Consider the following 14,766-nt stretch of genomic DNA (forward strand, 5'->3'; position numbering starts at 1 on the left):
CCGAGGGCTTGCGGTGACATCCCAGATGAAGAGATTTCCCATTGTGGGCGTCGGCGCGTCAGCCGGCGGCATTCCCGCAATGGAGGGTCTGTTCAAAGGCATCAGCGGCCAGCCCGGCATGGCGTTCGTCATCGTGACCCATCTCAGTCCCGGGCGCGAAAGCCTGCTTCACGAGGTGGTCGGGCGTTATACGCGGCTGCCGGTTGTCGTCGTAGAGGATGGCACCACCGTCCTATCCGACCACATTTACGTGATGCCGCAAAACGTCGTTCTCACGATCGAGAAGGGGGTGCTGCATCTGCGGCCGTCGAACGTGTTCAACCGCGAGCGCAAGCCGATCGACATCTTCTTCAGCGCGCTTGCCGAGGACCAGGGCGAATATGCGGTCGGGGTCATTTTGTCGGGCGGCGATTCGGACGGCACGCTGGGCGCAAAGGCGATCAAGGAACGCGGCGGACTGACGGTCGCCCAGGCCCCCAACGGCTACGGTCCGCGCAACCCCGACATGCCGAAAAGTGCGATTTCCAGCGGACTGATCGATATAGCGGCGCCCGCGGAGCGCATCGGTGCGAAGCTGGAGGGATTCGCCCGCAGCTTCGATCTGCTGAACGGGATTGCCGACGACGGCGGCGAGCACGGCACGGGAGACATCGGTCGGCTGCGCGAGGAAATCTACGGCATTCTGCGCGGTCATTCCGGCCACGACTTCTCCGGGTACAAGTCCAAGACATTCCTGCGTCGCGTAAAACGGCGCATGCAGATCGCACAGCTTCAGTCAATTGCTGACTATGTCGAATGGCTGAAGAAAGACCCTCGCGAGGTGACGGACCTCTTCCGCGATCTTTTGATCAACGTCACCGATTTTTTCCGTGACCCCGACGCTTTCAAGCTGCTTGAGGAGAAGATCGTACCGCAGCTTTTCGAGGGCAAGACTGCCAGCGATGCGGTCAGGATCTGGGTGCCTGGCTGCGCCACCGGCGAGGAGGTGTTCTCCATCGGCATGCTGATGCGCGAACACATGGAGACACTTTCGGTTGTGCCGCGCGTCCAGATATTTGCGACTGATATCGATGAGCCGGCGCTCGCGGTGGCGCGCGCAGCGCGTTACCCGGCGGCATTGCTGCAGGGGCTCTCGCCCGAACGCAAGCAGCGTTTTTTCAGCAGCGACGGCGACAGTTATGTGCTTACCAACGAGGTACGGGAGCTGTGCGTCTTTTCGCCTCACAGCGTCGTCCGCGACCCGCCCTTTTCGCGCATGGACATGGTTTCATGCCGCAACCTCCTGATCTATTTCGGCTCGAACATCCAGAACCGGGTCATTCCGATCTTTCACTACGCGCTGAAGCCGGGCGGTTACCTTTTCCTCGGCACGTCCGAAAGCGTGGGTCAGCACGACAACCTCTTCGCCACGGTCGACAAGAAGCAGCGCATTTTTCAGGCGCGGGAACATGCCTCGCCCCATATAACGCTGCCGACGCTGATCGGCGACGCCCGTTCGGGCGCCTTCCTGGCCGAAGGCACGGGGTCCAAGAAGGGAACCGCCGGCTACCCGCTTCGGCAGGCGGTCGAGGCACAGGTGCTGGAGCGTTTCGCGCCGCCGCACGTCCTGGTCAATGGCGATGGCGACGTCGTCTACTATTCGGCCCGGACAGGCAGATATCTCGAAGCGCCGCAGGGCATTCCGAGCCGGCAAGTGCTGACTTTGGCTCGCCGCGGGCTGAGGCTCGACCTGCGTGCGGCCTTGCGGGAAGCGGCCGCGACTCGCCGCACCGTGGTGCGTGAGAATGTCGTCGTCGATGAGGACGACGAACCGGTCCAGTCGATCAAACTCACTGTCGAGCCCCTGGCGGAACTCGGCAAGCGTGAACAGCTTTATCTTGTCCTGTTCGAACCGTTCGGGCCAGCACAGGCGCGGTCGGATGTGGGGCGCGAAGACCGTGATATCGAAGGTGCTGCCGATCTCGAGCGGGAGCTGCGCGAGACGCGCGAGCGACTGCAATCGACGATCGAGGAGTACGAAACCGCGCTGGAAGAGGTGAAATCGTCGAACGAGGAACTCGTCTCCGTCAATGAGGAGGCGCAGTCGACCAACGAGGAGCTTGAGGCTTCGAAGGAGGAGATGCAGTCGCTCAACGAGGAGCTCAACACCATCAATTCAGAGCTGACCAGCAAGATAGAGGAACTCGATCGCGCCAACAGCGATTTGCGGAATCTGTTCGAGAGCACGCAGATCGCAACCATTTTCCTCGACCGCAATCTGGTGGTGCGGACCTTTACTCCGGCGGCCTCACCTTTCTTCAGCCTACGTCCCTCCGACGTCGGCCGGCCACTGACCGAGCTTTCGAGCCAGCTCGACTATCCCGAGCTAAAACAGCACATCGATGCCGTGTTCGAAACCGGAGAGACCCTGAAACATCATCTGGCGCGTGACGACCAGGGCCGGTTTCACATGGTTCGTATCAATCCGTATCGCGACAAGGACAATAGAATCCAGGGCGTCGTGGTCACATTGGTCGACGTCACCACCTTGGCCGAGGCGGAAACGCAAAACCAGGTGCTCATTTCGGAGCTGAATCACCGCGTCAAGAACATGCTGGCGGTCGTCGCCAGCATCGCCAACCGCACCCGCGAAAATTCGGAATCGAAGGAAGAGTTCGCCGAAGCGCTGATCGGTCGCTTGCACGCCATGTCGCGGGCTTACGGTCTGCTGTCGAAGGAGCGCTGGAAAGAAGCCTCGATCAGCGAACTGCTGCGGCAGGAACTCGAACCTTTCGGCAGTGACCGGTTCGAGCTTGACGGCGCTGAAGAGAAACTTAGCCCGCAACAGGGCCTTTCCCTCAGCATGGCCATTCATGAGCTGGCAACCAACGCCGCCAAATATGGCGCGCTGTCGAAGCAGCAGGGCAGGGTGGCGCTGAAGTGGTCGGCAGACGGCGACGTTTTCAGGCTTGCCTGGCGCGAGAAGAACGGGCCGCCCGTCAGAAAGCCAGAAGTAAACGGCTTCGGGCTTTCCCTGTTGCAGGGCGAGATCGGCTACAGGCTAGGCGGAAACGTCGAGACCGCCTTCAATCGTGACGGCCTTGAGGTCCAGATCACATTTCCGATGATGGGCAAAGAGACGCCGTGAGCGATCCGCTGCGCGTTCTGGTGGTCGAGGATGAATGGCTCATCGCCGAGGACATCGCTGCGTGTCTGCGCGCTTCGGGACATCAGGTGATCGGCCCGGCCCCTTCGGTGGCGGCGGCCCTGCGTCTTATCGGCCAAAATCATGTCGACGTGGCGCTGCTGGATGTTCAGCTGCATGGCGAAACAAGCCTGGCGATCGCAGAAGAACTGCAAACCCGCCACATCCCGTTCGCGTGTCTGACCGGATTTGGGCCGCGCGATGTTCCATCAGCCTTCGCCAACTTCAAATTTGTTCGCAAGCCGGCAGATCAGGCTGCCATTCTGGGCGCCTTGGCTGAATTGGTCAGGGTGGCCTAGCTTGTTTCAGGAGACTCGTCATGGATCGAAGGGCGGAAAGCGATCACCGGCAAATTGCTCCGCCCAAGGCAATGCCATGAGCCAGTTCTCACGGCGCGGTACCCACAGTTCGTAGTCGGGAATGAGGTTGCTGGGAGCCATATCGAGCGAGCCGAGCATGATCTCGGCCTCGTTGTCCCGCAGCCAGGCGATGTGCGAACCGCATTGCGGGCAGAAACTGCGTCTGGCGAACGTGTTCATTTGTCCGCTGCCTTCATAGGCTGACATGGGCCAGACGCCAAACGGCGTGAAAAAGCTGCCGCTGGCGCGGCGGCAATCCTGGCAGTGGCAAATTCCGACCCGCAACGGTGGGCCGCTCACCTTGAAGCGAACGGCGCCGCACAGACAACCGCCGTCCCGTTCGACCCCTGCCATCGCCTTCAGTCCAGCGGTTTGTCTGTCGGCCGCGGCGTGGTGCCCGACTGGCGCGGCCCGCCGGCATTGCGGTTCACCACCGGATTATCCAGCGGAGCGGTCGATGGCTTCGATGTTCCCGCGGTTTTTGGCGTCGGCGGTTTCGCTCCCGCGTCCGTTTCGTTGGCATCGCGTCTTGGATGCCGCAAGCCGTCGGCATTCACTTGCCGGATTGCCGGCTTCGATGTGGTGTTTGCCATGGGATCTCCTTCCTGCTGCGGCGGAAAGAACGGATGGTTTCGTTCTTAGCCCACAGCTCGTACATCTCAACCGCCGGCAAGGTGCGAAGTTCCACGGCCTGGAGCTTCAGGTGTCCTCTTCGGTGCCAACGTATGCTGCAGGGTAAGCGGTGTACCGCTCGCACGTTTACAGTAAATCTTAAATTGGATGCTGGCGAGGAATCGCAGCCTTGATGGCACGGCAACTATGCGCCAGACGTGGCGGCCCAAAGCGGCGGCTGACGATCTGCCGGCCTCTCGCCGCCATCAGTCATTTGCTGTGGTGATTTCATAATCGCCCCCGGCAATCCCGCCATCCCCGCGCAGGATTAAGCCTTGTGCACGGCAATGAGTCCAGCACCGCCGATTTCCACCTGACTGGCCGGAACCATTTTCGCTACTGGCTGTTCGGCTCGCAGGAAGGAGCCGGACATGGAGCGACGTAACGCTATACTTTCGCTGGTGATAGCAGCGGTCATTATCGTCGGCTTTCTCATTGGCTTTCTGTACGCTGATATGGGCTGGCGCACCTCGCCACTCAAAAGAGCGCCTGAGCAAAACCAAGGTGGAAACGCACCAGCCGATACCTCGCCTGCAGCGGGCATCAAGAAGAATCCTCAAGAGAATACCGAGATGCCGGATCAGAAATAACGGGGATCCTTTGGGCGCAGGCAGCGCCGGTTCGATGCGGACTTGAGGTCACTCTCGAACAATCGATCTCAGAACCTGCAGTGTCGGCTCCTTGTCCGCGCGTCCGATCCATACTTTCCGCACCGCGCCTGCAAGGTCACCGAAATAGGATGGCAGATCTCGACGAGCGAACGCTCGGCTGACGCCTGATTTTCCCTTTGGAGAAGGAGCCCGCCAACCGGCGACGCTTTTGCCTGTCAGCCATCCGCCTTCAGCGCTTCATCTTGCGGATAGTGCGACCTCAGCGTATCCCTCAAGGAACTGTCAACTGGCCTTGGGAGCGGTGCTCGGGACCAGGAATCCACTCTTTAGCAACTCCAGGGCGTCGAGCGCGTCCTCATCCAGCAAATTTGTCAGAGCCACCCCATCTGAGAAGACAACGTTGTGGTCGTCTATGTCGTAGACTTCCCAAAGCCCATCCTTGATTCTTCGAATGGCGTGCCGGTGCTCCATAAGCGCACGCTAATTGAGTCTCGGAAATGGTAGGTAGAAAAAATCAGCGGTAGGCCAACATTAGTAGTGGAAAACTCAGGCGCGCTCTGCCGCGTGGTGTGTGGACTGAAGGGTGCAGGGCCGCCGTCGGGCCTGGCAGGCGGCAGTAGACATTCGTCGCTAGGGCAAAATGTAGGTGTCCCAGCACGAGCTATTTTGTCGGGGCATCGCCGACCAGAACTCAGCCCAACCTGCTAAGATCAGAATGCCGGCCGCGCCCGGTCCGGGGAGGCCAAAGCGACCACGGCCGAATAGCCAGGTTGAGAAAGCGTCTGACAATCATTGCGGACACTCGGCCTCTGATGTAATTTAGAATTTGATCACGTGAGGAATATGCCCGCTGTCGCGACGGCTTTTCTCTCTTTTCTGTCTTGGCAGATAGCATGCTCTCCAACGGACCTTGACACTGCAAGCTGGTTCTTGTGGTCGCCAGGTAACAGCGGTTAAGGGATTTGCCATGCTCCGACGTTGCGGATTCGTTGCAGCCTTCATGCTCGCAAGCTTCACGACTTTCGAGGCTTCTGCCGTCGAACGAAGGGTCGCTTTTGTAATCGGCAACTCCGATTACCAAGAAATCTCGGCCCTCAAGAACCCAGCCAAAGATGTGGTGGACGTATCCGACACCTTTCGGCAGGCTGGTTTTGATGTTTTCGTCGCGAGCAATCTTACAAAGCTGCAGTTTGAAGATCAGTTCCGCAATTATCTTGCCGCCGTGGACGGCGCGGATGTCGCTGTCGTCTACTATTCCGGTCACGGCTTTCAGATCGGCGGCGAAAATTTCCTGATCCCTGTCGATGCCTCGTTGAAAGATGCGGCGGACGTCGAGGTCCAGGCAATCAAGTTGAACGACGTGCTGCAGCAGATGCGTTCGAAATCGAAGATCCAGGTGATCATCCTCGATGCCTGCCGCAACAATCCATTCCCTCGCAAGGACTATTGGCTCAGAGACCAGCTTCTTACCGCCAGCGGCACCGGCCTTGCGCAAGTAAGAAGCTCGCTGAACACGCTGATCGCTTTTGCCACCGAACCCGGCGCGGTTGCCTATGACGGCGCCGGCGACCTCAGTCCTTTTTCATTGGCGTTTTCTCGTCGCGCGCTCGCCCCGAACCAGGAGATCCGTACGGTCATGTCGGCCGTCCGCCGAGATGTGGTTGAGGCTACAAATGGCTTGCAAGTTCCCTGGGAGAACTCGTCGCTGATCGACGAAGTCGTTCTGATGCGTCGCAGCAGTCGTCCATCGCTGCCGCCGGTGCTGGAGAAGGTCGTGCTGTCGGGGGCCGGCCCAGTTGATCTGGATCTCCCGGAACCGGTGGAGGTCGACGGCGGGACAATCACCGTCAGCATCGATAGACCGCCCACCCTGGGACGCCTGATGCTGGACGGCAAAGTTGTCGAGGCGGGAGAACTGATCCAGGGCAAGGATCTGCCGCGCTTGCAGATGGATGTCCCCAAGGGAATTGGCGAGCCAGAAGAGATGGATATGCTGGCCTACGCCGCACGCGACAATTGGGGCGGCGAAGCCAAGGGCATGCTGGTGTTCCGGGTCAAGAGCGGCGAAGGAACCCAGGGCGAACAGGTGATGGCCTCGCTCGAAGCCGAGCAGAAACAACAGGTACTGCAGCGCGGCATTCATGTCACCGGTGCCGCCGAGGCGATCGAGAGCCGCGAGATCGACGTTCCGGTCGGCGTGGGCGCGGTTGCCCTGAGCCTGGATCTTCCGACAGACGATTCGGCGGTCAGCTTGAGAGTAGCGAATTATCCGGCAACTGGAACGCTTTCCCTGCCGGATCGAGCCCTGTCGCCCGAATCGAGCTTGACGGTCGGTGAAGTCGAAGTGCTGCGCTATGAACCCCAGATCGGAGCCAGCGCACCGGTCGAGGTCGCCTTCGAAATTCGGGCGGACAGCGGAGCATCCAAACCCGCCAAAATGACACTGTCGCCAAGCGTCGATCCGTGCGACTCGGCTGCCGGCGAACCTCTCGACCTTCAAGGCGTTGTCCCCGGCCTGCTGCCAAATGAAATCGGCGCCGACGCGGTGAAGCTCTGCGAGGCTGCGGTGAAGGCGTATCCCGATGTCGCCCGCTTCCGCTACGAACTGGGGCGCGCGCTGCTTGCGGCCGGCAAGGTGGACCAGGCCAGGAAAGCCATACAGCAGGCTGCCGATAGGGGGCACGTGCGCGCCGTATTTGAACTCGGCTACCTCTATGCGACCGGAACGGGCGTGGCTCTCGACCGCAAGCAGGCCAACACCTTCTACGCGGCTGCGGCCGACAAGGGCGATCCCTACGGGATGACGTCGTGGGGCCGTGCCTTGTTCCATGGCTACGGAGTCGAGCGCGACACTGGCAAGGGGCTGGACCTGCTGCTCAAAGCGGCATCGATGGGGCACACATATGCCATGAACGATCTCGGCGCGATCTTCACGGAAGGCCGCAACGGCGTGACCGCCGATCAGGCCCGCGCCGTTGCCTTCCTGGAAGCTGGCGTCGAGCGGCAGGACATGTATTCGATGAACCTGCTTGGCCGGAACTATCTGTTCGGCGCGGGCGTCGAGAAAAATCCGAAAACGGCGCTGGCCCTTTTTCAGAAAGCCACCGAACTCGGCCAGCCCTACGCTCCAAGCAACCTAGCGCGCATGTATCGCGACGGCGTGGGCGTGGAGCGCAACCCGGCAGAAGCGCAAAGGCTGTTCGAGATGGCGACCATGCGGGGCGACCCCTCCGGTGCATTCGAGCGCGCGGTTCTCGAAATGGAAAAGGGCGAAAAGGCCGATCAAGCCACCGCCGTCCGTTTTCTAGCGTTCGCGGCCGCACTGGACACCCGCGACCAGCTGCCGGAGGCCCAGAAGAACCTCGCGAATTTCGGCACGAAGGTGAAAACGACGGCGTTGAAGCAACTGCGCCAGGAGCTCAGGTCGAAGGTGCCCGCATCCGGTTCGCTGGACAGTCAACTGGTCGGCGCGGCCAGGCGGGTTTGGGAAGAAGCCAATCCGCGTCGGGACGTGTTTTAATCAATCAGGAGGCAAATGGTGCACAGGATATTCAAGCAAGCAATCGTCGGAACAACCCTGTCCGGCATCCTGGCGGGGCTCACAGGTTGCACGTCCTTGATACCACCCGAACCGACGCCGCTGGTGGAGACGTCGCCGCCGAAGGTCGTTCGCAGGGTACCAGTTGAGCAAAAGGTCGTTCGCAAGACACCTGTGGCGCAAAAGGCCGCTCCCAAACGGGTGGTCAAGAAAAAAGTGATCACGCCGGTTGAGGAACAGCCTGTTACCGCACCTCCCGTGATCGTTCCTCCTTTGGGAGGCGGCGGGAGCGGCGGGAGCGGCGGAGGCGGCTGGGGATAGGATCCAGACCACGGTCTAATTTGCATCGGCTGATTGGCGCAGCGCCTCGATCTCTGCCATCTGGATGCCCATTTCGACAAACGCGGAAAGAACTGAAAAGCGGTCCTCTAATGCAACACGTGCCAGTCCGGCCAGAACGCCCGCACTCACAGCCTGGGCGGCAGGCGATTGCTGCAAGGCCGATACCGCTGATGCGTCCATAGCCGAACCGCTGCCATGCCGTCCTGCAGCCAGGGCAATCCAGGCAGCCGGCGTTGTTGGCGGCATCGCCGCAGCCTTGCTCACTTCTGGGCGATGGTGAGGGCTATCCGGTTCGCTGACCCAGTCACGAACAAGCGCGAGCAACTCCTGATCCCTGTGGTCGAGCAGAACGGTGAGATGGCTCAGGCACTCATGGGCCCACCACACCGCAGCCCGCGCGGGAAGGAGATAGGCACAGAACGTAATCGCCTCCTCGGGCACGCGCCCGGCAAGGAGGGCGCGGCAAAATTCGATTGAAGGCTGTTCGGTCGGACGTGCCACCATGTCGCTGGCAACAGCGGGGTAGGCCATGAAAAGGTCCCGTGCCGTTTTGAATCGAAGCTCATTGGCCATGGCCGCCACGCTTTCACTTAGGGAATAATCGACAGTGAAGCCCCGGATAGGGCGCGGGTCAAGTCTCAGTCCGTAGCAAGATGGGACTGCCGTCCACTCCCCGTATGCTTGACGTTTATTGACAGACAATCGCTTCGGAATCTGGTATACTCCGCAGCCGAAGAAATCGGATGTTCAAGACAGGAGTAACCGTTATGCAGTTGGGCAGTTTAGCCTTGGTGTTGACGGTCGCGCTTTTTTCGACCCACGCTTCCGCTGATCCGCTTCAGAAGTCAGAAGACATCGTGAAGTTTTTTTCCGGGGCGAGCGAGTTCGGCCCGGCGCGTGGAATCTGCGTCGGCACCGAAGACGAGTGCAAGAGCAACAAGAAAGAAGCGCCGGCCGAAAAAACCAGCCTTGATATGCTGATCAATTTCGGCCTGGATTCTGCCGAACTCGACGCGACTGCGCGTGCGGAACTCGACGAGTTCGCCAAGGCGCTGAAGGACAGCCGACTGAGCGCCCTCGACTTCGTTGTTGAAGGTTACACCGATGCATCCGGCTCAGCTCACTACAACGAGGGGCTGTCGGAACGAAGAGCCCGATCAGTAACAACCTTCCTGACCTCTAACGGCATCGACGCTGCCCGCATCAAAGCGACAGGCTTGGGCGAAACGAACCCGCGCAATCCCAACCCATACGATCCGGTAAACCGCCGGGTGGAGATGCGGATAAGGACTGAGTAGGGCTGGTACGCCAAGGCACGGCTCACGTCGACAGACTTGAAACGCTGGCTCGTCAGTTGTTGTTGAGCACGCCGCCCACAGCCACACCGGTGCCGAAAATCAGCGCCTTGGTCAGGAAGTCGTTGTTGTCCGGCGGCGGTGGGTTGTCCTGTCGAACCACCTCGCGGTTGCGCCTCTTCTGAACGACCTGCTGCTTGCGGGGCATCTTTGCCACCACCGACTTTTTTGTGCGGGTCTTCTGTGCCACCGGCTTTTGTGTGCGGACCTGCTGCACCTGTTTTTTCGGCTGTGCTGCACGAGCCTGATCGGCAGCGTATCTGGCGCGCACCGACTCCATCATTGGATCCGTCTGGATCACCAGGAACGTCAGTTGCTCGCGTGTCAAAAAATTGGTCTGCGGTAGACCATTCTTCGCTTGCCAGATGCCGATCGCCTGCCGGGTCTTTGGACCTATGTTTCCATCGATGCGGCCAAGCTCGTTGCCCAAGGCTTCGATGCGCAACTGCAAATCGATACGGCCCTGGCGATCGAGACCGATCGCACTTTCCGTCAACTCGGTGCCCGGGGCCTGCTTCACCTCATCCGAAACGCCAACCGAGGTGCGAACGGCTGAGCCGGAATTTGCGTTCGCCTCGTCCTCATCGATTGCCGCAATCTGCCGATCTTCGGCTTTCGGTTCGTTCAACTGATCGATGTTCAGCCGTGCCACCGTGGCGAAGCGGCCATTTGGAAACTGTTCGAGATAGGCTTCGTAGAACGGAATGGTATTGCGCTTGGAAGCTTCATCCCACAGACGCTGCTCCACCTCCCAGGAAGGAGGCTCACTGGTCACCGGGGCAGGAGCCGGTGTCGCTGCGGTGCCGGATGCGCCAGCGACAGGTTTTGTGGCAGGCGCCGCTTCCGCTACGGACTGTCCCAGGAAGACCTCGCGTCCCAGTGATGCGTTGTGCCAAGGTCTCTGGCGACCTTGTGTCGTTTCGGTCACCTGGCCGCGCACACGCGTCAGCGCGCTCTGGATTTCAACGCCGGGTTCAGTCAGGTGCCTGGCGAGTGCAGTGGAGTAAGGACTGTTGACACCGTTGCCGTCGAAAGCGATGGCGCCTGGATCGGTTGCATACGCAATCAGGATTCCGCCGGTTCCAACGCCGTCCGATTTTGCGTCGATCGGCGCCAGACCGGAGCCAAACGAGGCGGAACGGCTCTTCGGCATAGAGGCGGCCAGCGTCCTTGCCAGTGGATTGTCGCGGCAGGCATCGAGGATAATGACGCCGATCGCCGGCTCGGGCGGTAACGCCGCCATGAAGTCATCGATCTGGATTGTGCGGGTCTTGAGATAAGCGGGCGATGTCAGCTCGGCGTCTACCGGAATCAGAAAATTCCTGCCGTCGACCTGCATGCCGTGCCCGGCATAAAAAATGACGGCGAGGTCGGCGTCGTAGGATTGCTCAGTAAACCGGCTGATGAGGCCGTGCATGCCTGCATTGTCTTGATCGACCCCCTCGATCACTTGGAAGCCGGCATTGCGCAGCGTGGAAGCGATGAGATGCGCATCGTTGGCGGGATTGGGCAATGCAACGGCATGCACGTATTTGCTGTTGCCGATGACCAGCGCCACGCGTTTGGCATCAGGCGCAGCAGCCTCGGCGCCAAGCGACGCGATGATAAACAGGATAAACCCGCTCAGAAAGACGGCAAATGCTTTCATCGACCAGCCCTCCGCCCCGCATGGGCGCACTATTGATGTCTGCGCATGCTAAATTCATCAGCGACATAATCTGCCAAATGGCTCTTGGGCGTATGTGATCTCGACCACAGTTTTGGTTCACAAAGGGCCCTAAAAAAGTTGGCCATAGTAACACTTGGCAACAGGAACACCAATGGTCTAACGGCGAACTCGCACGCCGCGAGAAGCAGGTTCAAAGGGTATTCTGCGTCGGGCTTAGGAGGGCTGTGATCGCCTGCTTGTACTTTTCGAACTCCGGCGATGTCTGCCGGACTTCCGTCGTTGTCGTTGTCTGTTGACTCACCTCGGTCGTCGCCGGGCTCAGCTTCCTGCCCATTTTCCTTTCGGCCCAGCCCACGACATAGCTGGCAGTCTTGCCAGTGAGGAACCGATTGGCTTGAATGACGGCCGACCCGAGCACCGCGCTCAATTGCGCCGAACCCGGCGACGACAACACTTGATGGGCGCCTTCCATTCCCAGGAAATGACAGAGATAGAGCCGGCCGGCTGTGATCTGGTGGCCGCGCGCGCGAAGATAGGCTTCGCCCTCGCGCGCAAGATTGCTGACCATCTCGCGCGAGATGGTGGCGTCGAAACGCAGAGCGAGCAGGTCGGCGGTTGACAGTGTCCGCGCAAGTTCGGGGCGATAGGTGTTCATCATCCTGATCCAGGTCTTCGTTATGAACTGACCGGCGCCGGTTGCCGAAGAATTTGGATTCTTGGCGCGGGCGCTGCCGCCACTTTCGACTTGAACGATACGGTCGGTCAGTGTTTCGACAGCAGAAGCGTCCGTCGCGATTGCCGTAACCGTACCCAAGGGATTGATCGCCTCGCCATTGCGATAGAGTTCGAAATGCAGGTGCGGCCCAGTCGAAAGACCAGTCGTGCCGATGTAACCAATGATATCGCCTGCCTTCACCTTCGCGCCGACACCGCCCTTGACCGCGAATTTCTGCATATGCGCATAGCGCGTCTCGCGCGCGCTTCCGTGCGAAATCTTCACCAGATTGCCGTAACCTCCGCCATCGCCTTGAAAGACGATTTCGCCGTCGAAGGCGGCTGCAATAGGCGTACCCAGAGGCGCCGCCCAATCCACACCTTTGTGGATGCGAACAGTGCCGAGGATCGGGTGCTTGCGTGGGCCGAAGGTGGACGTCATGACCCCGTTGACCGGGGTGACCATGCCGTTGGTGACTGTCAGCGAGCGAACCTGATCGTCGCCGCTAACGCATGCAAACTGGCCATCGGTCTGCTGGAACACGAAACAGTCGAGGCTTTTTTCGTTGCCTTGGACGCCAACATATAGCACCCGTCCGGCCGTCTCTTCCTTGCCACGCGGCCTTTGCGAATAGATCAGGACCAGACGCTGGTCTTCGCTGGCGAAGGCATCCAGATCCTGTCCTCTCGAGAGGTACATGATCGCTTCTCCGATCACGCCGGTGGGGACTTTATTGCGTGCTGCTGTCGAGTAGATTGCGTCGAGTAGTCGGTATTGCCTTTTGTGGGTGCCTTGTGCCTGTGCGCCCGAGTAGTTGAACAGATCTTCGCGGACCCAGGGGTCGACACCAGACACAAACGCACCAGCGGCATTGCGCGTCAGCGTACCGACAAATACGTTCTTGGCGTAGATCGAAACCTGCATGAGGGACATGGTTGTCGTCTCGCGCGTCGGCCTGAAACCGCGCATCGCGACGACATGACCTGGCTCAAGGCTTTCCCGATTGAAAAGCGCCTTCAAGGCTTCGCCTGCCAGCTTGGCGTCCTCGGCGGAGAAATGTGCATCCAGGGCAACGCTGTCCAAGCTGCGGTCGTTGAGAATCTTTACGAACGTGTCCTCGGTAGCCTCATATCGCTGATATTCGCTGGTGACATTTGCAACGCTTGTGTTGTTTTCGATCTGGGTTTTCTGGAACGCGGGAAGGGCTGCCTCGCCTGCATCGATTGTTTCGCCCCAACCTGCTTCGGGGTCATCGGCGTCCACCTGCGGGTCCGAAGCAACCGGAGCCTCGTTTAGAACGGGCGGTGGCTGAAGGTCGTTTTGCAGATCGTTGGATGGCGCCGCCGCAGTCTGTCGCTGTGCCTGGAAGAATGCGAAATCTTCTTGCGTGGAGGGTATCGTTGTCATGAATTTTTCGCTGGCGCTAAGCATCACGTCGGACAGAATTTCAATCTGGGGAGAAACTCCAGCCTGATCGAGTTCTGCGGGGCGCGGGATCACATGGCTTTTTGTGGCGGCGCCGGTGTCGGGCGCAAGGGTGATCCACATCGGATCGCCTGCGAGATCGATGATGGCAGGCACATAGACCGATGCATCGGCTGGCACATCGTCGGTTCCCTCGACCGCGTGCAACTCCTCGTCTTCATCGCCGAACGACCAATGGTCCGCGGTGAGATAGAAGCCGGCAGCGATCGACAACAGGACAATCACAGCAAGACCAGCAAGGAGTCTGCGCCAGAGCCTGCGTCTGCGCAGGGCGGCGCGCGCCTGCCTTTTCAACCTGAAACTTGTGTCGATACTGTGCGTCACGGATTGCTTCCGGTCAGGAAAAAGGTCCACCGCACCTGTTCGAGCGTATCGACTTCGAGAAATCGTGCGGCGATATGGCCGCGCTGCCAGCATTCATCGATGCCGCGTATCGAGAAGCGCCGCCGGTCGATGCACATTTCGGTCGACCCGGTCAGGGTCGCATGACCAAAGACGTCCGTCGCATAGATGTAAATGTAGCGGTTCGTGAGCTCCTCGCGGATGACGTTCACGCACTGATTTGCACCGATGGTCCACCAGCCGTCGGTCTGGTCCGCATTGTCGACCTTTTGGCCGACGGCGAGATTGACGACGTCGAGCGTCTGATTGCAGACGGTGAATTCGGCGCGCGCTTCGTGGGACGAGAGGACAGCAAGCAATATCGCCCCCGACACGACCGTGAGTTTGGTACGGCTTCTCAGGGCAAGCAGGCCGCGAAGCCAGTCACGCTGATTGTTGGGCGGGACAGCGGTCAGGAAGGAAAAACGCGAGCGGCGGAGGTCCATCGGCGTCCA

The 14,766-nt window shown here is 59.9% G+C and carries 11 protein-coding genes; 5 read left to right on the plus strand and 6 right to left on the minus strand.

Annotated features, from left to right (window positions below):
- Window positions 1-25 precede the first annotated feature (25 nt).
- Entirely contained in the window at window positions 26-3,127 is a 3,102-nt protein-coding gene (locus tag EOC93_RS01800; protein ID WP_206072973.1) for a CheR family methyltransferase, read from the plus strand.
- A complete protein-coding gene (locus tag EOC93_RS01805; protein WP_127203692.1) occupies window positions 3,124-3,483 on the plus strand; it encodes a response regulator in 360 nt (119 codons plus the stop codon). Before EOC93_RS01800 ends, EOC93_RS01805 begins: the two co-directional genes overlap by 4 nt.
- An 18-nt stretch (window positions 3,484-3,501) precedes the next feature.
- On the opposite strand, the gene EOC93_RS01810 is transcribed toward EOC93_RS01805, so the two are convergent.
- Together EOC93_RS01810 and EOC93_RS01815 are read right to left on the minus strand one after the other, a co-directional pair.
- Window positions 3,502-3,897, minus strand: a complete 396-nt coding sequence (locus EOC93_RS01810; RefSeq protein WP_127203693.1) for a GFA family protein — start codon at window positions 3,895-3,897, stop codon at window positions 3,502-3,504.
- Between the two features lie 5 nt (window positions 3,898-3,902).
- The gene (locus tag EOC93_RS01815) at window positions 3,903-4,136 is read right to left on the minus strand and encodes a hypothetical protein (protein WP_095486403.1); all 234 of its coding nucleotides are present in this window, start codon (window positions 4,134-4,136) and stop codon (window positions 3,903-3,905) included.
- A 450-nt stretch (window positions 4,137-4,586) separates the two neighbouring features.
- Between EOC93_RS01815 and EOC93_RS01820 the strand changes: the two genes are divergently transcribed.
- Together EOC93_RS01820 and EOC93_RS01830 are read left to right on the plus strand one after the other, a co-directional pair.
- Window positions 4,587-4,805, plus strand: coding sequence for a hypothetical protein (locus EOC93_RS01820; protein ID WP_095486404.1), 219 nt, complete (start codon window positions 4,587-4,589; stop codon window positions 4,803-4,805).
- 1,021 nt (window positions 4,806-5,826) lie between these two features.
- Entirely contained in the window at window positions 5,827-8,346 is a 2,520-nt protein-coding gene (locus EOC93_RS01830) for a caspase family protein (RefSeq protein ID WP_245461344.1), read from the plus strand.
- 354 nt (window positions 8,347-8,700) lie between these two features.
- Here EOC93_RS01830 and EOC93_RS01840 read toward each other — a convergent pair whose 3' ends face one another.
- Entirely contained in the window at window positions 8,701-9,279 is a 579-nt protein-coding gene (locus EOC93_RS01840; protein ID WP_127203696.1) for a hypothetical protein, read from the minus strand.
- A gap of 194 nt (window positions 9,280-9,473) precedes the next feature.
- On the opposite strand from EOC93_RS01840, the gene EOC93_RS01845 reads away from it, so the two are divergent.
- Entirely contained in the window at window positions 9,474-10,004 is a 531-nt protein-coding gene (locus EOC93_RS01845; protein ID WP_127203744.1) for an OmpA family protein, read from the plus strand.
- Between the two features lie 52 nt (window positions 10,005-10,056).
- On the opposite strand, the gene EOC93_RS01850 is transcribed toward EOC93_RS01845, so the two are convergent.
- The 3 genes from EOC93_RS01850 to EOC93_RS01860 all read right to left on the minus strand — a co-directional run bounded on the left by EOC93_RS01850 (window position 10,057) and on the right by EOC93_RS01860 (window position 14,757).
- The gene (locus EOC93_RS01850) at window positions 10,057-11,709 is read right to left on the minus strand and encodes a caspase family protein (RefSeq protein WP_126103020.1); all 1,653 of its coding nucleotides are present in this window, start codon (window positions 11,707-11,709) and stop codon (window positions 10,057-10,059) included.
- A gap of 211 nt (window positions 11,710-11,920) precedes the next feature.
- A complete protein-coding gene (locus EOC93_RS01855; protein ID WP_127203697.1) occupies window positions 11,921-14,254 on the minus strand; it encodes a M23 family metallopeptidase in 2,334 nt (777 codons plus the stop codon).
- Entirely contained in the window at window positions 14,251-14,757 is a 507-nt protein-coding gene (locus EOC93_RS01860; protein ID WP_206072974.1) for a DUF1036 domain-containing protein, read from the minus strand. Before EOC93_RS01860 ends, EOC93_RS01855 begins: the two co-directional genes overlap by 4 nt.
- Between the last annotated feature and the right edge of the window lie 9 nt (window positions 14,758-14,766).

Source organism: Mesorhizobium sp. M6A.T.Ce.TU.002.03.1.1 (assembly GCF_003997275.1).
In the GTDB taxonomy this organism is placed as follows: Bacteria; Pseudomonadota; Alphaproteobacteria; order Rhizobiales; family Rhizobiaceae; genus Mesorhizobium; species Mesorhizobium mediterraneum.